The sequence below is a fragment of the Rhizobium sp. SYY.PMSO genome (genome assembly GCF_046840415.1).
GTDB lineage: Bacteria > Pseudomonadota > Alphaproteobacteria > Rhizobiales > Rhizobiaceae > Rhizobium.
The window spans coordinates 1,687,008-1,709,140 of sequence record NZ_CP177350.1 but is presented as its reverse complement, the minus strand read 5'-3'; the positions used below and the strand labels follow the sequence as shown (position 1 = coordinate 1,709,140).

Genomic DNA, 22,133 nt, shown 5'->3' with positions numbered 1-22,133 from the left:
CGTTCACCCGATCTGCTTGCGGATGTCGGTTGTGGCATCGAGGATCGCCATGGTGGCGACGTCATCGACCGTAGGCGTGGCGCCGGTAAATTGCTTGAGATCGGCGTAAGCCTTGATCTGCGCGGCCCAATTGTCCTTGTTCATCGCGCCCCAGCCGGTCTGCTTGGTGCTGTCGCCGAAGGAGAAATCGATGACGGGGTGAACGGCCTCCAGCTCGCTCGCCTTGTCGAGGTTGGGATAGGCATCCACCAGCATGTCGACGGCTTCCTCCGGATGGTCGCGGACATAGCCCCAGCCCTTGGCGGCCGCCGTGGTGAAGCGCACCAGCACGTCGGAATGCTTGTCGAGCTGCTCGTCGGTGGTGTAGTAGACGTTGGCGTAAAGCTTCAGTCCGGCATCCCACAGCATCATGTCGACGCGCTCGTCTCCGAGCACCTTCAAGGCGTTGGTGTTTGTGACCCAGCCAGTGACGGCATCGGCTTGCCCGGTGATCAGCTGGTTCATGTCGGAACCCATGTTGACCATCTTCACCTTGTCTTCCGGAATGCCATTTTGGGCGAGCAACGCGCGCAAAAGGATGAAGGCCGTCGGCTGCGTGGCGATCGTCTTGCCGATCATGTCCTTCGGCTCGCGGATCGGTGCCTTTTTCAGCGAGAAATATGTAAAGGGATGCTTACGGTATCCGGCGAGAAACGCCTTGACCGGCATTCCGGCCGAGCGCGCGAGCATGACGGATGGGCTGGAGGAGATCTGGCCGATCGTGGATTGTCCGGCCGCGACACCGGCGACGCCATCCACATTCGGGCCGCCGGGAACGATGGTGAGATTGATGCCCTGTTCGGTAAAGAAGCCCTTCTTCTGCGCGGCGACCTCGCCGATCAGGCCGTTGGAAGCAAGCCAGCCGAGCTGCATGCGGACTTCGGCGACATCGGCCGCCTTGCCGGCGCGGATGCCGACGAAGGTCTGGGTTGCGGCGAGACCTCCGATCAGGCCTGCGTTGGACAGGAAACGACGGCGATTCATCATGAATTGAGACATTCTGATAGTTCCCCTGTTGATTGGGCGATCGGACTTTTTGTCTCGTTATCCACCAATGCCGGGATGATGGGGGAATTCAGCGTTCTAATAAAGAACAATTATGCGCACTATCGATTGCTGAAAAGGCAACGGTCAGCACTTCTGCTCGTGCCGGATGGACGGGACCGAAAGCCCCTCCGTGCGGCGAAACGAGCGGATTCCCCGGTTCCGGAAACGACGAGCCGCGCCGGCTCTGGTAAAGGGAGCCTGCCTACCGAATGCGCGAGAGCCTTTTCCGAAGGTTCGGATAGTGCGCGAACCGCATTCATATGCTCTCCGGGACGATCAGCGGCTGGAAAAAACTTCTTCAATCCCGCCGATAAAAAATATCGGTTGGCTTCTCATCGGATGGCTCTCTGCCATTCTCTGTCTATTGCGAAGGTGATCGAGCCTGCCCTTGCCTGCCAGGCAACGAAGCTGCCCCGGTCGCGTCGCTGCCCATATCAGTTTGCTCGACAGGAAGGCAATTCATGACCTATCGCCCCGATCCGGAACGCTATGATTCCGCCCATTTCCGCCGTGTCGGTCGAAGCGGGCTCAAACTGCCGGCCATCTCCTTCGGCCTCTGGCACAATTTCGGCGATACGACGCCTCTCGACACGCAAAGATCGATCCTTTTCAAAGCCTTCGATCTCGGTATCACGCATTTCGACCTAGCCAACAACTACGGCCCGCCGGCTGGAAGCGCGGAGATCAATTTCGGTCGTATCCTGAAACAGGATCTGGCCAGCTATCGCGACGAGCTCATCATCTCTTCGAAGGCCGGCTGGGACATGTGGCCGGGTCCCTATGGCCGTGGCGGGTCGAAGAAGGCGCTTCTTTCCAGCCTCGATCAGAGTCTCGGCCGCCTTGGCATCGACTATGTCGATATTTTCTATTCCCATCGCTTCGACGCGGAGACGCCGCTGGAGGAAACGGCTGACGCGCTGGCTCAGGCGGTGCGGCAGGGCAAGGCGCTTTATGTGGGCGTATCGTCCTATTCCGGCAACAAGACGCGCGAAATCGCAGCACTCCTGAAGGAACGGCAGGTGCCGCTTCTCATCAACCAGCCTGCCTACAATCTTTTCAATCGTTGGATCGAGACGGACCTGCTTGCCGCTTCGGATGAAGTCGGAGCGGGCATCATCGCCTTTACGCCGCTTGCCCAGGGCCTGCTGACCAACAAATATCTGAACGGCATTCCTCAGGATTCCCGCGTCAACCGGCCTGGCGGAGATCCCCTGCGGCCCGAACATCTGAAAGAGGAAAATATCGAGCGGGCCCGCGCGCTCAACGAGATCGCCAAGCGCCGCGGCCAGTCGCTTGCCCAGCTCGCCATTGCCTGGGTTCTCCGGGACCCGCGCGTTACGTCGGCGCTGATCGGCGCGAGTTCGGCGCGGCAGGTGGAGGAGAATGTGGCCGCCCTGAACGACCTGACTTTCAGTGCCGAGGAACTCGCGGAGATCGACCGCCATGCCGTCGAAGGTGGCATCAATCTTTGGGAAAAGCCCTCTCACGACAAGGCGGTCTGACAGATCTCAGGGGTCTGCCCGAAACACCGGGCAGATCATCTTGGATCAGGCCGGCTGGGGACGTGCGGTGCCACCGTCGTTATGTGATGATCGCAAGCCTGGCTGTTGCCTGCTTGCAAGGATCGGAGTTCCGAAATGAACGAGCCGGACCGTTTCGTGCGGTGATTTCCGCTGGTTGGGGAGAGGGATCATGCCTTGCCGCGACCGATGCCGTAGGTGAGGGCGAGCGCGCCGACGAGGACGGCGCCCTTGATGAAATCCTGGGTGTAATAGGGAGCGTTGAGCATCGTCAGCCCGTTCAGAAGAACGCCGACGAAAACCGCACCGATGGTCGTGCCGAGAACGTTGGGACGGCGCAATCCCAGGACGGCGAAGCCGATAAGCGAGGCTGCGACGGAATCCATCAGCAACGAAGCCCCCGAGGAGACATCGCCGCGGCCGACGCGGGCGGCGACGATAATGCCACCGAGAGAGGCGAGAACCCCTGAAAGCACGTAGGCAAAGGTCTTAAGGCGGCCGATATTCGCGCCGGCCAGCCGGGTTGCCGCTTCATTGCCGCCGGTCGCATAGAGGAGGCGGCCGATGCGGGTGCGCTCGGTGAGAACGTGGAGCACGAAGGCCACGAGCAGCATGAGAATCACGGGAAAGGGGATGACGCCGAGCAGGCTCGATCGTCCGATCGTCAGAAAGGCCGGGTCGACCTTGCCGATTGCCACCGTGCCGTCAGGAAGGATCAGCCCCGCGGAAATGGACCGCCCTGCCGTCGGGATTAACTGCAATCCCGTTAACAGAAACATGGTGGCGAGGGTAGCCAGCAGATCCGGCACCTTCAGCCGGACGATCAGCACGGCATTGGCGAGCCCCACGATTGCGCCGAAGGCAAGCACAAGGGGCACCGTCTGGTAGGCATCGAGATCCAGGACGATCATGGCGTAGCTGGCAGCCATGACGCTTGATGCGGCCACCGCGCCGACGGAAAGATCGAAGCCGCCGATGGCAAGCGTCACCGTGACGCCCGCGCCGATAATGGCGACGACCGAAACCGCTTGCAGAATGCTCATCAGATTGTTGATGTTGATGAAGGCCGGCTGGGCGAAGCTGAAGACGACGACAAGGGCGAACAGCAGAAGAAATACCGCTCCCCGCCGTACGAATTCCTGTGGCGACATCGTACCGCCGCCTGGCTTGCCCTGTTCGGGGATGTCGACGGTATCCTCACTCATGGGACGTATTCCTCTTTCTGCCGGTCGGCGGCGGTCGTTCGAGCCACAGCCTTCAAGGCATGGCGTTCCATCACCAGCACCCGGTCGGCGACTTCGAGCGCCTCTTCCGGATCGGATGTCGCGATCAAGGTGGCACGATCCGCATGGGCGCGTATGGCCGCGATAATGTCGTGGCGGGCTCCGACATCCACGCCTTGAAAGGGCTCGTCGAGGAGCAGCAGCCGGCTCGGTTCCGCTTCCCAGCGCGCGAGCACGGCCTTTTGCTGATTGCCGCCGGACAGCGACCACACGGAGGCTTTCGGGCCGGGCGCTTTGATGCCGAGTCGCCGGATTGCCTTTTCCCCTTCGCGGGTTTCGCGCCCTTTGAACAGGAAGCCGGATGGATACCATTTCTTCAGATGAGGCAGGCTGATCGTGGCTGCGATGCTTTCGCCCGGCCAGTCCGGCGGCATGAGCGAGGAGCGATGCCGGTCGGCGGCGGCCATGACGACCCCGCGCGCAAGCGCATCCGCGGGCGAGGCGGGTCGAAAGACTGTGCCATCCAGAAGCGCATTGCCGGCGGCGAAGCGTTCGAGGCCGAAGAGGGTCGAGAGAAGCCGGCTCTTGCCGGCTCCGAGAACGCCGGTAATCGCCACGACCTCGCCGGCATGGAGCTGGAGATCGATCGGCGGGCTGTCCGAAAGCAGCCGTGCGCCCTGAAGCTCCAGCACGGCTCGGCCGAATTGGTCGCGGCGATGCGGCCGCGCTGCCGTCATCGGCCGTCCGATCATGGCTTCGATGGCTGCGTCGAAATCGACAGGGCGCGCAAAGGCGCCGACATTGCGGCCGCCGCGCAGGACGACGACCCGATCGGCAAGCGCATCGAGATCGGCCGTGCGATGCGAAATGTAGAGAATGCCCAGGCCGCGATCCCTCAGCCGGCGAACGATATCGTAGAGCCGCCTGGCTTCGCGCGCGGACAGACTTGCCGTCGGCTCGTCCAGAATGAGCAGCTGCGCCTTGTTCGACAGCGCCCGGGCAATGGCAACCATCTGCCTGTCGGCGGTGCCAAGATCGCCGAAATCCCGATCCAGCGGCAGGTCGAAGCCTGCTTCCGCCAAGACCGCGGCTGCCTGTCGCCGCACCGAACGTTTCGACAGGAAGAAAGGTTGGCGCCTGTCCACGAATTGATTGAGCAGCACGGCGTCCGCCACGGAAAGGCCCGCTACGCCGACGACGTCGGTCGACTGGTGTACCGTAATGATGCCCTGGGCGCTCGCGGCTGCGGGACTATCGGCACGATAGTCATTGCCGTTCCAGAGAATCCTGCCCGAATCGGCGCGGTGAAGGCCGGACAGGATCTTCACCAGTGTCGATTTCCCGGCCCCGTTGGCTCCCATCAGCGCGACGATTTCGCCGCGGTCGATGGTCAGGGACGCGCCCGCCAATGCCTGTGTCGAGCCGAAGGCAAGCGAGAGGTTTTGTATATCGAGCAAGGTCATGAGCGCGGGTTCGATGTTTGGATCGTCTGCGACACTCGTAAGCCACTGAGGCCCAACCGCAAGGATCGGCCTTGCTTTGTTGATTTATTCTATAGAATAAATTTTTATCTAATGTGACCGCCTTCATGGCAGCGCTTTCAGAAGTACGCGTGGCGGCGGTTGTCCGTCCGGATTCACGTAAAAACAAAGAGATGGAGGAGCCCATAGCTCCCGCAAAAGCCGAACCGTTCCATCGGCCGCTGCTCGGCAGAGCCCGATCCGGCTTCAGGGAGAATTCACGGTTGGTGAGGGGGTTAATTTGTCGGGAAACCCGAGAGGGTCGAAAAAATCTTCCTTTAGTCTACTAATTTTATAGATAATAACTGAGGCAACGGAACGCGAAATCCCGCAATCGGGACAACAGCCGCTCCGCCCAACCCAAAAGGATGTTCTTGCCAGGAGTTTTCATGGATACGGTGATCTATCTCGCTTCCCTCGCAACGCGACCGACCATCGCCGCGAACCGCCGCATCTGGTCGATCCTGCAGCATGCCCTGGCTGCCGTCATGGTTCTCTTTTCGTTTTTCGTGTTGCTGCACGCCTTTTGCGGCGCCTGAACTTTCGGGCGCTAATCAGGAACTGTTTCGGGATGGATGCGTAAAAAGCCCGGCGCTGAGATCGCGCCGGGCTTCCTGCATGATTACTGGATGGCGTTGAGATCGACGCCCTTGGTTTCGCGAACGAAGATGAGGCCGATGATCAGCGTCATTGCCGCGATAGCGATCGGATACCAGAGGCCGTAGTAGATATCGCCCTTGGCGGCGCTCATGGCGAAGACTGCTGCCGGAAGCAGGCCGCCGAACCAGCCGTTGCCGATATGATAGGGCAGCGACATGCCGGTGTAGCGGATGCGGGTCGGGAACATCTCCACCAGGATCGCGGCAATCGGGCCGTAGACCATGGTCACGTAGATGACGAGGATCGTCAGGATCAGGATGGTCAATGGCCAATTGATCGCTGCGGGATCGGCGACCATTTTGAAGGCGCCACCGTTGGCTATGGTATAGACAGGCATGTCGGTCGCACCGCCGGCCTGTTCCGCCGTCAGGAGTTTTGCCTTCACGAGATCGGCGACCGGCGTTACCGTCTTGTCGCCGGCGCGTATCGTTGCCGCATTGAGCCCGAGTTCGGGATTGGCGGCGACAAAGGCGTCGAGCCTGGCGTCCGGCACCTTGGCGGGATCGCGAGCCAGCGGAAAGCCGGCCTTCTGCAGGGCGAGGTTCATGTCGTGCGAGAAGGCTGCGTTCTTGGCCGCCGCGTCGGCGCCGGCCGCGGCGGCATCGTAGGACGTCACAGTCGCGTCGCCGACCTTGACGGTTGCCGGCTGGCCGGCCGGTCCCTCGGCGATCGTATAGGGCACGGACGACTTCGACAGGAACGATGTCGCGATGTCGCACGAGTTGTTGAACTTCGCCGTGCCGACGGGATTGAACTGGAACGTGCAATCGCCGGGGGCGGCCGTGACCGTGGCGCGAATGGTCTGTTCAGCCTGGGCGAGCGCCGGATTGGCCGCCCGCGTCAATGCACCGAACAGCGGGAAGTAGGTCAGGATCGCCAGGGCAAGCCCCGCCATGATGATCGGCTTGCGGCCGATCTTGTCGGAGAGCCAGCCGAAGAACACGAAGAAGCCGCTGCCGATCAAAAGCGCGATCGCGATCATGATATTCACCGACTGGCCGTCGACCTTCAGCACGTTCTGCAGGAAGAAGAGCGAATAGAACTGCCCGGCATACCAGACGACAGCCTGGCCGGCGGTAAGGCCGAGCAGGGCGATGAGGGCGATCTTGGCGTTCTTCCACTGGCCGAAGGCTTCGGAGAGCGGCGCCTTGGAGCCCTTGCCCTCTTCCTTCATCTTCTTGAAGGCCGGCGATTCACTGAGCGACAGCCGGATCCAGACCGAAATGCCGAGCAGAACGCAGGACAGAACGAAGGGAATGCGCCAGCCCCAGGCGGCAAACGCATCCTTGCCGACGGCATTCTGCACGATCAGGATGACGATCAGCGACAGAAACAGGCCGAGCGTCGCGGTCGTCTGGATCCAGGATGTGTAGTAGCCGCGCTTGTTGTCGGGCGCATGCTCGGCGACGTAAGTTGCCGCCCCGCCATATTCGCCGCCAAGTGCCAGGCCCTGCAGCAGGCGCAGGATGATCAGGATGACCGGCGCGAGGATGCCCCAGCTTGCCGCCCCGGGGAGGATGCCGACCAGGAAGGTCGAGAGGCCCATGATCAGGATCGTGACGAGGAAGGTGTATTTGCGTCCCACGAGATCGCCGATCCGGCCGAAGACCAGCGCGCCGAACGGACGCACGAGGAAGCCAGCGGCAAAGGCCAGCAGGGCGAAGATGTTGCGGGTTGCTTCCGGATAGTCGCTGAAAAAGGCCGTGCCGATGAAGGCGGCCAAGGATCCATAGAGATAGAAATCGTACCATTCGAACACGGTTCCGAGCGAAGAGGCGAAGATGACCTTCTTCTCTTCCCTCGTCATGCCTCGACTGCTCGTCGCGGCCACGGACGTGGTTGCCATGAATCAATCCTCCAGTTGCACCAGGGACATGGTCAAAAGACCCGTGTCATGTCCCCCATGATGACATTACGCAGGACTTTCCTGCCGATGGGCGCGGAAAGTCGCGCCAGTGGGTGCTCCCCTGATTCCCTCCCCCAGGAGATCACGCACCTGATGCAGGTGCGAGTGTTGGCGAAAAATTGAAAATTGCAATGCCTGCAACCGGTGTCGCTTATGGAAAACTGTGTGTAAGCATCAAGAAACGTCGATCTACCCCTGCCGTGCGTTGCTGCCGGGGGTTTTCGTGGGGCGATGCCGTGCGGCACGCGGTGAAATGTGACGCATCCGGCAAAGTGCCCGGATGTCGGTCCGCGTGTATCCTGGCCTATCTCATGCCGTCTGCGGCCGTAGCCGCTGCATTGGCGGAAAGGCGAGCGCGATGGCGGCGGCGCCCAAACCCACCATGGAAGAGCCGATGAACAGCCAGGAATAATTGGCGTAGGTATCGAATATCCAGCCGCCGATCAGCGGCCCGGCGGCCATGCCGATGCTCGAGAGCATGGAGGCCGCACCGAAGACGGTGCCGATGACGCGCGGCCCGAAATATTCGCGCGCCAGCACCGCGTAAAGCGGCATCACTCCGCCATAGGCGCTGCCGAAGACCACCGCCAGCGCATAGAATTCGCCGAGTTCGCTGACCAGCAGGTAGGTGGCGAGCGCGATCGCCTGCACCAGCAGGCCGGCGATCAGAACCGGCTTGACGCCAAGCCTGTCGGCGAGCGTTCCGTAAAGCAATCGACCGCCAAGCCCGGCAAGCCCCTCGACGCTATAGATGCTGACGGCTGCCATCGGCCCCACGCCGCAGAGGGTGGCATAGCTGACCATATGGAAGATCGGGCCGGAATGGGCCGCACAGCAGGCAAAGAAGGTTGCGCCAAGAACGAGGAATTGCGGCGAACGGAAGATGCGACCGAGCGTCACGCCTCGGTCTTCCCCTGGCGCGTCCGGGCCGGCGGTTTCGGCAGGAGCCGGTGCCCGACGCACAAGCATTGCCGCCGGTATCAGCAGGATCCACGCCACGATGCCGATCGCCAGCATGGCGAAGCGCCAGTCATAGGCGGAAATCAGATAGCGGGCGAAGGGCGAGACGGTCATCGGCGCTACGCCCATGCCGGCCGAGACCAGCGAGACGGCAAGGCCCCTGCCTTCGTCGAACCAGGCCGTCGCCGCCGCGATCATCGGCGCGAAGAAGGCGCTGGCGGCAAGGCCGACGAGGATGCCATAGGTCAGCTGGAACTGCAGAAGCGAGCCGGCGCTGCTCGCCATCACCAGCGCAAGCCCGAGCAGCAGCGCGCCGATCAGCACCACCACGCGAACGCCGAAACGATCGCTTGCAGCGCCCCAGGCAAAGGCGCCCAAACCCATTGCCAGGAAATTCAGCGTCATGGCGGTGGCGATGCCGGCATGCGACCATCCGGTGTCGGCGGCCATCGGCACCTGAAAGATCGCTAGCGAAAACATCGCGCCGAGCGCGACGCAGCTCATCAGCGCTCCGGCGCCGACGATTACCCAACGGTAGGACGAACTCATTTCGCAGTTCCCTTCATCCGGCCCAGATCGAGGTGCGGCGGAGCGGGTAATCATCTCCCGCGGCGCTTCCGGAGTAAAGACGATTGCGGCCAGCCGATTTCGACATCGCCGCCGAAAAAATCTCACCGGCGCCATGGACCGCGCCTCGACAGGCACCTGGCAGATGCCGTCCGGAATTTAATCCTGAGCTCATACAGGGCTGCTAAGACAGCGGCCTCGATGCTGGAAGAAACCGCTTGCCCGCTATCGGCGGGCGCAAGCGGCTGCAAGTGACATTCAGGCTCAAAGGTAACACCGAACCAGATCCTCAAGTCGTGGAGCGGCATGTTCAATGGCTCATATCGTCATCATCAATCCGCGTTTCGAAACCTCCTACTGGGGCATGGAACATGCGCTGCCGCTCTTCGATGTGAAGGCCAACCTGCCGGTGGCCTGTCTGCCGCTGCTTGCGGCGCTGACGCCTGCCGGTCACGCTGTTACGCTAGTCGACGAGAATATCGAGCCGATAGATTACGACCTCTGCGAGAAGGCCGATATCGTTGCGCTGACGGGCATGATCGTCCAGCGTTTCCGGATGACGGAAATCCTGACCGAACTCAAGCGACGCAACTGTTTCACCGTTGTCGGCGGACCTTGGGTTACGGTCAAGGAGGAGTATTTCGGCAATCTCGTCGACGTCTCATTCATCGGCGAGGCCGAGGACACCTGGCCGAAATTCCTGGAGGAATGGCAGCAGGGCTGCCACGCGCGGCGCTACGAACAGTCCGACAAGACGGATATGAGCAAGGTGCCGGTGCCGCGTTTCGATCTCCTGAAGATGGATGAATACGCGGTCGGCAGCATCCAGTTTTCGCGCGGCTGCCCCTTCACCTGCGATTTCTGCGACATCATCGTGGTCTTCGGCCGCAAGCCGCGCATCAAGTCCAGCGCCCAGATCATCGCCGAGATGGAGGCCCTGATGGCGTCGGGCATGGATACGGCGTTCATCGTCGACGACAATCTGATCGGCAACAAGAAGGCGATCAAGGATGTCTTGCGCGATGTCGTCGCCTGGCAGCAACGCCACCATTATCCGATGACGTTTCTGACCGAGGCGTCGATCGACCTCGCCGACGATGCGGAATTGATGCAGTTGATGGTCGATGCCAATATCCGTGTCGTCTTCATCGGCATCGAGACGCCGAACGAGGCGGCGCTGCGCGAGACCAAAAAGCTGCAGAACCTGCGCAAGGGCGGAACCATGCTGGATAAGATCCATGCGATCCAGCAGACCGGCATGGAGGTCTGGTGCGGCATGATCCTCGGCTTCGACAGCGACGATGCGACCATCTTCGACGCGCAGCGCGTCTTCATCAAGGATGCGCGCATCGTCAACGCCATGATCGGCATGCTGGCCGCCATTCCGAAAACGCCGCTCTACACCCGTCTTGCCAAGGAGGGGAGGCTCGATCACGACGATCCGCCCGCCTTCGGCACCAATGTCATTCCTCTCAATCTCTCCCGGGAGACCCTGCGGGATGGATATCTCTCCGTTCTCAGCGACCTGCATCAGCCGGCAGCCTATTTCGATCGCCTGGATGCGCTCTATATCGATGCCCATATCGAACCGGAAAGCAGCCGCTTACGTCATTTGCGCCGGCATCCGCTGCGGCTGCTCGTTCTCAATGCAATGTGGGTGCTGGAGGCGATCGGCATTTTCGTCCGGTTGATGGGCCGGGTGAAAGAGGCGGATCTGCGTGCCGTCTATCGGCGGCGGCTGCTCCACCTGCTGCGATATCGCCGTTCGCCCGTAATCCTGCAGATCTACGCGATCAAGTGCGCCATGCATTACCATGCTCACATCATGGTTCAGCAGATGCGTGCCGGCGGCGGCATCGTCAATTCGTTCTGACCCCGTCTCGAGGCTCGGGAAGCCGGTTCGGACGAAAGTGTCCGTCGCGCAGACGCGCTCCTGCGTCGGGCGCATGCGGGAATGCCGACTGTTGCGGCGAGGCAACAGATTTATCCGGAAATATACAATTCGAAATTGTGGGGTTGCCGATTGTCCGATCCTGCGTATTATAGGCTCATCCGCAAATCAAACAGAGGAGGCGTGAAATGCATCATACACATATGTTTACGTTCGTCTCCGGCGGAGTGTTCGTTACCGGTTCGGCATGTGCCATGCCAATTCTGCGACGAGCTGCTATTTAGCGCCTATAAATAGCGTTATCTGCCGCCGCTTAGGCGTTTTTCCATAAACACATCATGACTTGCTGATGGACCGATCGGCGCATTTCCGTGCGTCTGCTCCTGAAGCCGGTCGAGCTTCAAGAGGACCTGGCTGCATGAGTGCGCCGGGAAAGCACTATGACGTATTCACAATTACTGGTTGCCGACAATCTGACGGCGACGATTGACGAACTGTACCAGAAATTCGGTGCCTGGAGGACGGCGCGCGCCTTGCTGCTCGTCATCTGGAGGCAGCGCCAGACGCGCAAGCTGGTATCCGAGCTATCGAACCATCAGCTTCGCGACATCGGTCTTCCCGAGCGGGGAGACTTTCTGGGATACCCCGGCTATCTGCCGCCGCATCTTCGCCGCTTCAACTGAGGTGGCGGGGTGCAGGCGAGAGACCGGCCGGAGCAATTCCAGGAAAAGTGCGTTGCGGTTTTCCGTTCGGAATTGCGTGACGGCGAAAGGATAGAGCGCTTTTGCGATTCGAGGAAAAGCGGAAAAGCTTTGAATGCCGTTCGCGCTCGATGCATCTATCGGCCCAATCTTCCGAAGGATGATCGGAAAAGAGAAGGCCGCAGACGGAATGGCCCGTCTATTGCGTATGCGGCAGCTTACCGATGGAATGTCCCGCGAGGGACCCTGCAGGGGAGGATGCGAGGCATTCTCCCCTGCGATGCCGTTCGCGGCGGGCGCTTGACGTTCTCAACGCGGCTGGCCGCGGCGCGAGCCAGCCGGTGTCGCGAGCTACACGGTGAGGACCGCGTAGATCACGCCGCCGTTTTCGCCGCGGGTCACGGAAATGTCGGCAAGATGGTGTCGGACCTTGTTGATGATCGCCTGGACGTCCTCGTCCGTGCGCCAGATCAGCGGCCAGTTCATGAAGGTTTCCATATAGCCTTCGACACCGATATCCTTGGCGAAATTCGCGAGCAGGAACTTGCCGCCCGGCTTCAGCATCTGCAGGCAGCGCTCCGTCAGCCGGACGGCCACGTTTTCGGCAAGGTAATCATAAAGGCCGGCGGCATAGATGAAATCGAATGAGCCGAGCTTTTGCGCCCGCCCCAGGATCGTGCGGACGGAACCGTTGACTGCTTCGACGCGGCTCCCGTGGAAGGCCGAGCTCACAGACCCGACGCTGATGGGGTCCTGATCGAGCGCAATCCAGCGCTTGAGCCTGTCGTTTTTCAGAGCCTGGGAAAGCTCCGCTTCGCGCAGATGGCCCGCTGCGATCGCCAGAATTTCGGCATTGTCGGTCTCGTCCGCCACCGCATCGACATGTGCGGCAAGAAGATCCCGCCGCTCGCGTACCGCAACGGCGGATGGAGCGCTGCGGGTGAAATCGTAAATTTCGGAGCCGAGCGCGGACGCTGCCTTTACCTGGGCTGCGACGCTTGGATGTTCGTAGATGAAATCCAGGAGATAGGCGTCGCCGCTATAGCCGCGTGGTTTCTCGAAGGACCATCGCGTCAAGGGGTCCTGCAGCAGGAAGGCCGATACGGGATGAGCCTGCGCGACGGAGGCAAGATGCGTCCAGACGAGCGGGGTCGATTTGTTCATCAATGCCTGCAGACGTTCCGTCAAGGCTTTCATGATGCCTTGAACGGGGGCGTTCGCTTCGAAACCCTGCTGCGTCAAAGAAAGAATGAGGGCTAGCTCTGCTTCGCCCTCCTTAATCTGGTCGGAAGTTAGAATGTTACCCGATGATCTCGCATGTTCCGAAATGGACTGCGCGGTAACAAGGCTATAGCCGTCTAGAGCAGTTTGAAATTGTTTCAATTTTAAATGATTCCGTGAACACTATGCAAACCATATCTCATGTAAAAATTGGGTGCTATGGTTTTGTTAATGTCACTGCGGCAACGCTGTCGCTATCAAACGGACCAAGTCAGCTGCCAGGTGAGGCGGGCGATTTGTTCAGTCGAGCGGCGCAAAGGTAACGCGGTGACATGAAGTCTCGGCTAACTCGGGTGATGGTGGGCATGCGTCGATTGTCGGGGGTAGGTAATCTTGGCCGGGGAGAAATCCGCCGGGCGAGCCGTGCTGCCGAACTTCGCACGCTCTACAAGAACTACAGCAACGAGGCGCGCCGTGCCCTGGCTCGCAGCGGCCTGTGGCTTGCCGTCCCCGTCTATGTCCTCTTCCTGATAACGGACCTGATCTTCATCCCCGACGTGTCGAGCGTGACCATTCCGGCGCGGTTCCTCATCGGCGGTACTTCGCTTCTGGTTCTGGAGATCCAATTCTCCCGCGGCCGTCGGGCGGGAGAGCTCGAGGCGACATGTGCCGCCGCTGTGGTCCTGGGCTACGTGGTGTGGCTCGTGCCCGCACTGCAGACCGCCAATGCCGAAGCCTTCTCCTATTATGCGGCCTTCGGCGCGATCTTCATGATGGGCGTCAACCTGTTCTTCAGCCTTGAATTCGGCTTGGCGATCGCTTCGTCCGGGCTCATCTTTACGTCCTTCCTGCTCTCGCTCATCGAATTTCACTATAGCCCTGCCTATTGCCTGGCATTTACGACCTTCTATCTCTGCTGCTTCGTCTTCACGTCCTATGTGAATTGGAAGCTGAACAAGGAACGCTTCAACGTTTTCCTCAATGCCAGGGAAGCCGAGTTGCAGCAGCGTCAGGCGACGGAGCGGGGAGAAGCCCTTCTGCGCCTGTCCATTACCGATTCCCTGACCGGAATGGAAAACCGGCGCGCTGCGGACATAAGGCTGAAGCAATTCTGGGAGCGCTGGCGCGAAGACGGAGTGGCGTTTGCGGTGCTGCTGGTCGATGTCGATTTCTTCAAGAAGTACAACGACTATTATGGGCATCAGGAAGGCGACCATTGCCTCGTCACGGTCGCCAATGCCCTGTCGGACATCGTCGCTCCCCTGGGCGCGACCGTCGGACGATATGGCGGCGAGGAGTTTATCGTCATTCTCGATCTGGAGCGCGGAGCGGACGCGCTGGCGCTGGCGGAAGCCATCTGTCACGGGATCGAAGATCTCGATATCGTTCACGCGCAGCGCCTCGACGGCTTCCGGCATGTCACCGTGAGCGTTGGGGCGACCGTTGTCAGGGACGTGGCCGGCACCAAGCTGGAAAACGTCATCAATGAAGCCGACCGCGCTCTTTATTCCGCCAAGGCCAGCGGTCGCAACTGCGCCCGGCTGTTCGATCCGAACGAGTTGCCCGGCGGCGATGCCAGCGAAAACATCGCGGCGATCCTGAAGATCGCGGTCCAGCAAAACCTCGTCTCGCTGGTTTATCAGCCGATCCTGTATCTTGAGACAGGCGAGATCGGTGCTTATGAGGCTTTGATGCGCCTGCAATTGCTCGATGGGTCGAGTTCCTCTCCTGCGGTCTTCATCCCGATCGCGGAGCGCACCGGCGCCATTATCGAGCTCGGTTACTGGGCGATCAGGCGCGCGTGTTGCGAACTGCTGTTCCGCGATATCGTCGACACGGTGAGCATCAATGTGTCTCCGATCCAGTTGCGGGCTCCGGGCTTTGCGGCGCAAGTTGCCGGCATATTGGCTGAAACGGGCGTTTCAGGGCACAGGATCGCGTTCGAGATCACCGAAGGCGTCGACATGGAGATACGCCCCGATGTGCTCGACAGCATCCAGGATCTGAAGAAGCTCGGCATCAAATTCTGGCTGGACGATTTCGGCACAGGCTTCGCCGGGTTGTCCTGGCTTCGCCTGATGGATTTCGAGACCGTCAAGATCGACAAGTCGTTCCTCCACGATGCCGCGGACAACGAGGGCGCCAAGGTTCTTCTCGAAGACATTATTGGCCTGGTGCGCAATCGCGGGCATCGCATCCTCGTCGAAGGGGTCGAGAATGAGAAGCAGCTCGATCTCGTCAAATCCTTTGGCATCGATGCGGTCCAGGGATATCATATCGGCCGGCCGGCGCCGCCGCTGAAGCACCCGATCGCGATGAGGCAAGCGGGCAGGCCCCGTTTGCAGGCATCGGCCTGAACCTTGGCCGAAGGCTGTATGAATGGCTAGCGTCGACCTGTCCGACATCTATCGCGGCTACATTGCCTGCCTGAACGGGCAGGACTGGCAGAACCTTGGCAGCTATGTCCACCAAGACGTTCACTACAACGGCGATTTTGTCGGGTTACCGGGCTACCGCGAAATGCTCGAAGGCGATTTTCGCGCCATTCCCGATCTCCATTTCGATATCCGGCTGCTGATTTGCGAACCGCCACGCATCGCAAGCCGGCTGCAGTTCGATTGTACGCCGAAGGGTGCCTTGTTCGGCATGCCCGTAAACGGCAAGAGGGTGCAGTTTGCCGAGAACGTCTTCTATGAGTTTGTGGATGGGCGGATCCGCAGCGTCTGGTCGATCATAGACAAGGCTGCGATCGCAGCCCAGCTCAATTCGTGACCGCCGGCGCGTTCGCCAGATCGGTTTCGATGAAAATGCAGGATCTGTCGGCCGTCTGCAGCAAGGTATCGGCCACGCTGCCATAGGAGAGGCTGCCGCTGGCGCGCTTGCTCACCCCGAGCACGATCAGATTATATTGTCCGCCGCGTGCATGCCGCAGGATCGACAATTCGGGAGATGGCCCCTGCTGGACGACCTTCTTCAGCTCTACACCGTAATAGTCCGCGATTGCCCCGACCTTGTTCAAAACGTCCCGTTGGTCGTTGTCGCGATCGCTGATGCGCGGAAGGGCGCTGACCTGCCGTGGCTCGACGATCAGCAGGAGGGTGCAATGCACGCCGGCCGCCTTGGCCATGGAAAGCCCGAACTCCGCCGCGCGAACGGATCGCTCCGTCCCGCTGACGGGCAGCAGGATTCGCAGATCCTGAGGGCGCTCCGGAAGCGGTCCGCGCGCTGTCACGATAGCCGACGTTCCATGGAAGGCGGAGGTCATGGTCTGCAAGGGCGCGCTGAAGCGGCCGTCGTCGCCCATGGAGGGTTCTATACCGGTGAACAGAAGGTCGTGGCCGGTGCCCGATACATCGTCCAGCACCGCTTCGATCTTGTCGTCCTTCTCCCGGATCGTAACGTGGATATCGCCTTGCGCCGCCATGTTTTTCTCAGGCGGCGCCGATGACAGTAGATCCGTTGCGCATTGCCGGAGATCGTCAGCCACCGTTCGCGCCTGGGAGGACGATCGCGCCGGTGTCTCCGCATTCTCCCTGGCGTCATCGGCTTCCCTCACGTCGAGAACGGTGACCGGCATCTTGTGCGTTGCGGCAAAGAAGGCGGCGATCCAGGTTGCAAGACGGCTGCTTTGCGAACCGTCGACCGCCAGTAGAATGCGCTCGAAATTTGCCAGGAAGCTTTCTCTTTCGAATTGCTCGCGCTCGAGCCGGTCGCGTTCTTCTTCGCGTAGCGGCAGGCGGGCCAGCGCCCAGCGAAGCGTCGGCGGCATCGCCATCGTGGTGATGACCGCCATGGCGACGATGACGGAGAACAGCTTCTCGTCCAGCACGCCTACGGAGAGGCCAATGGTCGCGACGATCACTTCCGTCGAGCCTCTGGCGTTCATGCCGCAACCGAGCGCCAGAGCTTCCGATGCTGAGTAGCCGCTGATCTTGGCGGCGGCAAAGGCTCCTCCGAACTTGCCGATGCTTGCGATCAGCACGACAGCGGCTGTCAGCAGCAGGATGGAGGGATCGGCAAGTACGGTCAGATCGGTCTGCAGGCCGGTCAGCCCGAAGAAGACGGGCATGAACAGCGCCGTCGTCAGGGCACGGAGCTGGACATCGATCTGGCGGGTGAGGATCGGAGATTCGCCGACGAGAATGCCCGCGACGAAGGCGCCGAGCACCGTATGAACTCCGATGAGATTGGTGATGATCGCCATCGTGCCCATGATCGCTATGATGGCGCTGAGCACGGGCAGGTCACTGCGAAAATTGTCGTTGGTCCAGCGGATGATTTCGAAAACGATCCGCCGGCCGACCGTGAAGCTGACGGCCATGAAGGCCAGCGTGCCGATGACGCTGGTTGCCAGTGTCGGAAGGTCGACCATTCCTTTTTCGGCAAGGCCGAAGGTTATGGCGATGATTACCCAGCCCACGGTATCGTCGATGATCGCGGAAGCGACGATCAGCTGACCGATGTTCCTGCGCATGAAGTCCATCTCGCGGACGACGGAGGCGACGATCTTCACCGAGGAGATGGAAAGCGCGGTGCCGAGAAAAAGCGATGTGACCAGCCGCTTTTCGGGATCGGGAAGCAGGGCGTCGGGAAGAAGTTCGCCCAGGGCAAAGCCCGCGGCGAAGGGAATGACGATGCCCGTCAGCGACACGCCGGCCGCGGATTTGCGCAGGCGCTTCGCCAGGCCCAGATCGGTTTCCATGCCGGCCAGCAGCAGGAGGAAGAGGATACCGAGCTGACCGACCGCATCGGCCATGCTCTTTTGCGCCTCGTTCGAGGGAAAGAGGCTTGCCTGCACATGCGGGAAAGCGAGACCCAGAAGAGAAGGGCCGAGAATGATGCCGGCGATGATCTGGCCCATGATCGAGGGCTGTCCGATCCGCACCATCAATTCGCCGAGCAATCTGCCCGATACCACCAGCAGAACGATCTGGACCAGGAATAGCCCTTCCGACGGATGGCTGGCCTTCTGCCCCTCGGCGGCAAAGGCGGTTTGCGCGATCGACAGCGACAGGATGAAGGTAATGAGAATGATGAAAGCGGCTGAAGGAAACGATTTTAGGAATTTCTGGCGTGACGGCATGAATAGATCCCACTGAGCAGCAGGAAAACGCGCCAGAGCGTCTGCCGTTCCCGCTCGCAATCTGTAATTGCCGACTTAATGGAACCGGTCTTTGCGGCTTGCCGGCAGGCGTGGTCCGCCACTCATGTGGCGGCGGACCGATATGACCCGGAGGTCAGACCCGTTCGAGGGCGATGGCAATGCCCTGGCCGACGCCGATGCACATGGTCGACAGCGAATAGCGGCCGCCGGTTTCCTTCAACTCAAGCGCAGCGGTGCCGGTGATGCGCGCGCCGGACATGCCGAGGGGATGGCCGAGCGCGATGGCGCCGCCATTGCGATTGACGCGTGCGTCGTCGTCGGCAATGCCGAGTTCGCGCAGCACGGCAAGCCCCTGCGAGGCGAAGGCTTCGTTGAGTTCGATGACGTCGAACTGTTCCTGGCGCATGCCGAGCCGGGCCATCAGCTTGCGCGAGGCGGGAACCGGGCCGATGCCCATGATGCGCGGGGCGACGCCGGCAGCCGCACCGCCGAGAATGCGCGCGATCGGCGTCAGGCCGTATTTCTTCGCAGCCGCTTCGGAGGCGATGATGAGGGCGGCGGCGCCATCGTTGACACCGGATGCGTTGCCGGCCGTCACCGTACCGCCTTCCTTCTTGAAGGGTGTGCCGAGCTTGGCTAGCGCTTCCATCGAGGTCGCGCGCGGATGCTCATCCTTGCCGATGACGACCGGATCGCCCTTGCGCTGCGGAATCGTGACTGGCGTGATTTCCTTGGCGAGCCGGCCGTTCTCCTGCGCTGCGGCGGCCTTCGCCTGCGAGCGGACGGCAAAGGCATCCTGATCCTCCCGGCTGACCTTGTAGTCCTCGGCGACATTTTCGCCGGTCTCCGGCATGGAATCGACGCCATACTGCTTTTTCATCACCGGATTGATGAAGCGCCAGCCGATGGTGGTGTCGTAGATTTCGGCGTTGCGCGAAAAAGCGCTTTCGGCCTTCGGCATGACGAAGGGCGCGCGCGACATGCTCTCGACGCCGCCGGCGATCATCAGATCGGCCTCGCCAGCACGGATGGCGCGAGCGGCGGCGATGATCGCGTCCATGCCCGAGCCGCAAAGCCGGTTGATCGTCGTGCCCGGTACAGAGATCGGCAGGCCGGCAAGCAGGCTTGCCATGCGCGCGACATTGCGATTGTCCTCACCGGCCTGGTTGGCGCAGCCATAGATCACGTCGTCGATGGCTTCCCAGTCGACCGAGCCGTTGCGCTCGATCAGCGCCTTCAGTGGCACGGCGCCAAGGTCGTCGGCGCGGACGGAAGAAAGCGATCCGCCGAAGCGGCCGATCGGGGTGCGGATATAGTCACAGATGAAGGCGTCGGTCATGGTCTTCTCCCTACTGCAAGTCGCGCAAACATCTACGGCGATTGCGATAACGACCTGCGAATTATTATAAGCTTAAAGCATACCGGGCGAATCTGAAAGATCGCAACATGCTTTAGAGCGTCGGCACGATGAGGTCCGCAACGGGGCGGTCCGTATGGAGCGGCGCGCCGGTCATCGCCTGCAGCTCGTCCATCGTCATGGCAGCGAGTTTCTCGCGCACCACGAAGCCTTCTTTGGCGATGTCGATGACCGCATGGCTTGTATAGACGCGGGTGATGCAGCCGACGCCGGTCAGCGGGAAGGTGCAGGCCTCCACCAGCTTCGGCTTGCCGTCCTTGGTCACATGTTCGGTGATGACGAAAACCTGCTTGGCGCCGTGCACCAGGTCCATGGCGCCGCCGACGGCGGGCACGCCCTTGGAGCCGACGCGCCAGTTGGCGAGGTCGCCATTCTGCGCTACCTGATAGGCGCCGAGGATGGCGACATCCAGATGGCCGCCGCGCACCATGGCGAAACTGTCGGCGTGATGGAAGAAGGAGGCGCCGGGCTTCAGCGTCACGGCCTTCTTGCCGGCGTTGATCAGGTCCCAATCTTCCTCGCCCTCCGCCGGCGGCTCGCCGAAGTTCAGGATGCCGTTTTCGGTGTGGAAGATTGCCTGACGGCCCGGAGGCTGGTAGCGGGCGACCATTTCCGGAAAGCCGATGCCGAGGTTAACATAGGCGCCGTCCTGGATGTCCTGCGCCGCGCGCCAGGCGATCTGGGCGTTGGAGAGCTTGATGTCTTCGCGTGTATCGATGGTCATGCGTATGCCACTCCGGCTCGGATAAGATCTTCTTCCTGTTGCGGATCGGCGACTTCTACGACGCCGTCGACGAAGATGCCGGGGGTAACGATGTGCTCGGGGTCGAGTTCGCCGGCGGCGACGATTTTCGAGACTTGAGCGATCGTCCTGGTCGCGGCCATGCACATCAGCGGATTAAAGTTGCGACCGGCCTTGTTGTAGATGAGATTGCCCTGCACATCGCCGACTTGCGCCTTGACGATGGCAAAATCGGCCTTGAGCCAGCGCTCCTGAACATAGTGGCGGCCATCGAATTCCGCGATGACCTTGCCGTTGGCGAGTTCGGTGCCATAGGCGGTCGGCGTGTAGAAAGCCGGAATGCCCGCACCGCCAGCCCGGATGCGTTCGGCGAGAGTCCCCTGTGGCACCAGTTCCAGTTCGATTTCGCCGGCCAGGTAGCGGTCCGTGAACGCGCGTGGATCGGATGAGCGCGGGAAGGAGCAGATCATCTTCCTGACCATGCCGGCATCGATCATCGCGGCAATGCCGATACGCCCGTTGCCGGCATTGTTGTTGATGACGGTCAGGTTCTTCGGGCCTTTGTCGATCAGCGCGTGAATGAGTTCGATCGGCGCGCCGGAGCCGCCAAAACCGCCGATCATGACGGTCGCGCCATCGCCGATGTCCGAGACGGCAGCCGCCGTGCTCGCGATTGTCTTGTCCATGCGGATTCTCCCGTTTGCCATTGCGGGCGGATTGAGACGACCCGTCCTCTTCTTTTCGAATAGATCAGCATAGGCCGGGCGGCAATCATTTTGTGCGATATTTGACATTTGTTCATATATCGCACAAAATGACGTCGAATTGAGGATCTGAGATGCGCGAAACGGATTTCGTCAGCGGCTTTGCCAAGGGATTGAAGGTCATCGAGGCCTTCGGCGAGACGCGCCAGCGCCTGACGATCGCCGAGGCGTCGAAGCTCACTGGGCTCGACCGCGCCACCGTACGACGTTCGTTGCTGACGCTCTCCGAGCTCGGTTATGCCGTCTATGACGGGAAGTTCTTCACGCTCACGCCGAAGATCCTCCGGCTGGGCCATGCCTATCTTGCCGCGACGCCGTTGCCGATCATCATTCAGCCGTATCTCGATCAGCTGGCCGAGCGCGCCGGGCAGAATGCGTCTGCTTCCGTGCTTGACGGGACGGAAGTGGTCTATATCGCCCGCGCCGCTCAGCGCCGGGTGATGTCGATCAATCTGACCCCGGGCAGCCGCCTTCCGGCCTTCTGTGCCTCCATGGGCCGCGTCCTGCTGGCCGCCTTGCCGGAAAGCGAGGCGCGCTCGGTGCTTGAGCGGACAGACCTCAAGGCGAACACGCCGAATACGAGGACCGATCCGGAGGCGCTGATGGCGGAATTCCGTCGGGTAAAGGAGCAGGGCTACGCCGTCATCGACCAGGAGCTGGAGATCGGGCTCTGCTCGATTGCCGTGCCAGTCGAAAACGATCGCGGCCGGACCGTGGCGGCGATCAATATCGGCGCACCAGCGGCTTACGTCGCCGCTTCCGACATGGCGGAGCGGTTTCTGCCGTTGCTGAAGGAGACACAAAAGGCACTGCGGCTGGTGCTGCCTTAACTTTCGCGTCTTCGGGGCCAT

At 61.1% G+C, this 22,133-nt stretch carries 17 protein-coding genes; 7 read left to right on the top strand and 10 right to left on the bottom strand.

The genetic code is table 11. The features are described 5' to 3' along the window. Nucleotides 1–3: 3 nt before the first annotated feature. Entirely contained in the window at nucleotides 4–1,038 is a 1,035-nt protein-coding gene (locus ACJJVH_RS26095) for an ABC transporter substrate-binding protein (RefSeq protein ID WP_112798830.1), read from the bottom strand. Between the two features lie 509 nt (nucleotides 1,039–1,547). Here ACJJVH_RS26095 and mgrA point away from each other — a divergent pair. Then, nucleotides 1,548–2,588 (top strand): L-glyceraldehyde 3-phosphate reductase, encoded by a 1,041-nt coding sequence (mgrA, locus tag ACJJVH_RS26090; protein WP_412065531.1) that lies wholly within the window; start codon nucleotides 1,548–1,550, stop codon nucleotides 2,586–2,588. A 188-nt stretch (nucleotides 2,589–2,776) separates the two neighbouring features. On the opposite strand, the gene ACJJVH_RS26085 is transcribed toward mgrA, so the two are convergent. Both ACJJVH_RS26085 and ACJJVH_RS26080 read right to left on the bottom strand, forming a co-directional pair. Continuing rightward, nucleotides 2,777–3,757: an ABC transporter permease gene (locus tag ACJJVH_RS26085; RefSeq protein WP_412066225.1), complete on the bottom strand. Its 981-nt coding sequence runs from the start codon at nucleotides 3,755–3,757 to the stop codon at nucleotides 2,777–2,779. Nucleotides 3,758–3,807: 50 nt separating this feature from the next. Then, nucleotides 3,808–5,292 carry a sugar ABC transporter ATP-binding protein gene (locus ACJJVH_RS26080; RefSeq protein ID WP_412065530.1) on the bottom strand — a complete coding sequence of 495 codons (1,485 nt, stop codon included), beginning with the start codon at nucleotides 5,290–5,292 and terminating at the stop codon, nucleotides 3,808–3,810. A 446-nt stretch (nucleotides 5,293–5,738) separates the two neighbouring features. Between ACJJVH_RS26080 and ACJJVH_RS26075 the strand changes: the two genes are divergently transcribed. Next, nucleotides 5,739–5,888: a hypothetical protein gene (locus ACJJVH_RS26075; protein ID WP_162749229.1), complete on the top strand. Its 150-nt coding sequence runs from the start codon at nucleotides 5,739–5,741 to the stop codon at nucleotides 5,886–5,888. Between the two features lie 83 nt (nucleotides 5,889–5,971). On the opposite strand, the gene ACJJVH_RS26070 is transcribed toward ACJJVH_RS26075, so the two are convergent. Then, complete coding sequence (locus ACJJVH_RS26070; RefSeq protein WP_112798823.1) at nucleotides 5,972–7,855, bottom strand: MFS transporter; 1,884 nt, start codon at nucleotides 7,853–7,855, stop codon at nucleotides 5,972–5,974. A gap of 369 nt (nucleotides 7,856–8,224) precedes the next feature. Beyond that, a complete protein-coding gene (locus ACJJVH_RS26065; RefSeq protein WP_412065529.1) occupies nucleotides 8,225–9,424 on the bottom strand; it encodes an MFS transporter in 1,200 nt (399 codons plus the stop codon). Between the two features lie 331 nt (nucleotides 9,425–9,755). Between ACJJVH_RS26065 and ACJJVH_RS26060 the strand changes: the two genes are divergently transcribed. Further along, nucleotides 9,756–11,315: a B12-binding domain-containing radical SAM protein gene (locus tag ACJJVH_RS26060; RefSeq protein WP_112798820.1), complete on the top strand. Its 1,560-nt coding sequence runs from the start codon at nucleotides 9,756–9,758 to the stop codon at nucleotides 11,313–11,315. Nucleotides 11,316–11,773: 458 nt separating this feature from the next. Then, complete coding sequence (locus ACJJVH_RS26055; RefSeq protein WP_412065528.1) at nucleotides 11,774–12,016, top strand: DUF1127 domain-containing protein; 243 nt, start codon at nucleotides 11,774–11,776, stop codon at nucleotides 12,014–12,016. A gap of 369 nt (nucleotides 12,017–12,385) precedes the next feature. Here the strand turns inward: ACJJVH_RS26055 and ACJJVH_RS26050 are convergent, their stop codons facing one another. Then, nucleotides 12,386–13,417 carry a class I SAM-dependent methyltransferase gene (locus tag ACJJVH_RS26050; protein WP_113370569.1) on the bottom strand — a complete coding sequence of 344 codons (1,032 nt, stop codon included), beginning with the start codon at nucleotides 13,415–13,417 and terminating at the stop codon, nucleotides 12,386–12,388. 203 nt (nucleotides 13,418–13,620) lie between these two features. Here ACJJVH_RS26050 and ACJJVH_RS26045 point away from each other — a divergent pair, with 203 nt between their 5' ends. Together ACJJVH_RS26045 and ACJJVH_RS26040 are read left to right on the top strand one after the other, a co-directional pair. Further along, nucleotides 13,621–15,612 (top strand): putative bifunctional diguanylate cyclase/phosphodiesterase, encoded by a 1,992-nt coding sequence (locus ACJJVH_RS26045; protein ID WP_412065527.1) that lies wholly within the window; start codon nucleotides 13,621–13,623, stop codon nucleotides 15,610–15,612. A gap of 22 nt (nucleotides 15,613–15,634) precedes the next feature. Beyond that, nucleotides 15,635–16,027 carry an ester cyclase gene (locus ACJJVH_RS26040; RefSeq protein WP_113434314.1) on the top strand — a complete coding sequence of 131 codons (393 nt, stop codon included), beginning with the start codon at nucleotides 15,635–15,637 and terminating at the stop codon, nucleotides 16,025–16,027. Here the strand turns inward: ACJJVH_RS26040 and ACJJVH_RS26035 are convergent. The 4 genes from ACJJVH_RS26035 to ACJJVH_RS26020 form a co-directional block, all read right to left on the bottom strand. Next, nucleotides 16,017–18,338 (bottom strand): cation:proton antiporter, encoded by a 2,322-nt coding sequence (locus ACJJVH_RS26035; RefSeq protein ID WP_412065526.1) that lies wholly within the window; start codon nucleotides 18,336–18,338, stop codon nucleotides 16,017–16,019. The two genes, ACJJVH_RS26040 and ACJJVH_RS26035, sit on opposite strands and share 11 nt — an antisense overlap. A 154-nt stretch (nucleotides 18,339–18,492) precedes the next feature. Continuing rightward, entirely contained in the window at nucleotides 18,493–19,698 is a 1,206-nt protein-coding gene (gene pcaF / locus ACJJVH_RS26030; protein ID WP_412065525.1) for a 3-oxoadipyl-CoA thiolase, read from the bottom strand. A 112-nt stretch (nucleotides 19,699–19,810) separates the two neighbouring features. Further along, entirely contained in the window at nucleotides 19,811–20,500 is a 690-nt protein-coding gene (locus ACJJVH_RS26025; protein WP_162703980.1) for a CoA transferase subunit B, read from the bottom strand. After that, a complete protein-coding gene (locus ACJJVH_RS26020; RefSeq protein WP_113393336.1) occupies nucleotides 20,497–21,204 on the bottom strand; it encodes a 3-oxoacid CoA-transferase subunit A in 708 nt (235 codons plus the stop codon). Before ACJJVH_RS26020 ends, ACJJVH_RS26025 begins: the two co-directional genes overlap by 4 nt. Before the next feature lie 152 nt (nucleotides 21,205–21,356). Between ACJJVH_RS26020 and ACJJVH_RS26015 the strand changes: the two genes are divergently transcribed. Beyond that, nucleotides 21,357–22,112 carry an IclR family transcriptional regulator gene (locus ACJJVH_RS26015; RefSeq protein WP_113393337.1) on the top strand — a complete coding sequence of 252 codons (756 nt, stop codon included), beginning with the start codon at nucleotides 21,357–21,359 and terminating at the stop codon, nucleotides 22,110–22,112. The last annotated feature ends 21 nt before the right edge of the window (nucleotides 22,113–22,133 follow it).

Excerpts from the sequence above, each read along its gene's own strand:
- ACJJVH_RS26020 (WP_113393336.1), bottom strand. The coding sequence starts at position 21,204 with ATGGACAAGACAATCGCGAGCACGGCGGCTGCCGTCTCGGACATCGGC.
- ACJJVH_RS26015 (WP_113393337.1), top strand. The coding sequence starts at position 21,357 with ATGCGCGAAACGGATTTCGTCAGCGGCTTTGCCAAGGGATTGAAGGTC.
- mgrA (WP_412065531.1), top strand. The coding sequence starts at position 1,548 with ATGACCTATCGCCCCGATCCGGAACGCTATGATTCCGCCCATTTCCGC.
- ACJJVH_RS26025 (WP_162703980.1), bottom strand. The coding sequence starts at position 20,500 with ATGACCATCGATACACGCGAAGACATCAAGCTCTCCAACGCCCAGATC.
- ACJJVH_RS26060 (WP_112798820.1), top strand. The coding sequence starts at position 9,756 with ATGGCTCATATCGTCATCATCAATCCGCGTTTCGAAACCTCCTACTGG.
- ACJJVH_RS26035 (WP_412065526.1), bottom strand. The coding sequence starts at position 18,338 with ATGCCGTCACGCCAGAAATTCCTAAAATCGTTTCCTTCAGCCGCTTTC.
- ACJJVH_RS26040 (WP_113434314.1), top strand. The coding sequence starts at position 15,635 with ATGGCTAGCGTCGACCTGTCCGACATCTATCGCGGCTACATTGCCTGC.
- ACJJVH_RS26075 (WP_162749229.1), top strand. The coding sequence starts at position 5,739 with ATGGATACGGTGATCTATCTCGCTTCCCTCGCAACGCGACCGACCATC.
- ACJJVH_RS26065 (WP_412065529.1), bottom strand. The coding sequence starts at position 9,424 with ATGAGTTCGTCCTACCGTTGGGTAATCGTCGGCGCCGGAGCGCTGATG.
- pcaF (WP_412065525.1), bottom strand. The coding sequence starts at position 19,698 with ATGACCGACGCCTTCATCTGTGACTATATCCGCACCCCGATCGGCCGC.
- ACJJVH_RS26080 (WP_412065530.1), bottom strand. The coding sequence starts at position 5,292 with ATGACCTTGCTCGATATACAAAACCTCTCGCTTGCCTTCGGCTCGACA.
- ACJJVH_RS26055 (WP_412065528.1), top strand. The coding sequence starts at position 11,774 with ATGACGTATTCACAATTACTGGTTGCCGACAATCTGACGGCGACGATT.
- ACJJVH_RS26095 (WP_112798830.1), bottom strand. The coding sequence starts at position 1,038 with ATGTCTCAATTCATGATGAATCGCCGTCGTTTCCTGTCCAACGCAGGC.
- ACJJVH_RS26070 (WP_112798823.1), bottom strand. The coding sequence starts at position 7,855 with ATGGCAACCACGTCCGTGGCCGCGACGAGCAGTCGAGGCATGACGAGG.
- ACJJVH_RS26085 (WP_412066225.1), bottom strand. The coding sequence starts at position 3,757 with ATGTCGCCACAGGAATTCGTACGGCGGGGAGCGGTATTTCTTCTGCTG.
- ACJJVH_RS26045 (WP_412065527.1), top strand. The coding sequence starts at position 13,621 with ATGCGTCGATTGTCGGGGGTAGGTAATCTTGGCCGGGGAGAAATCCGC.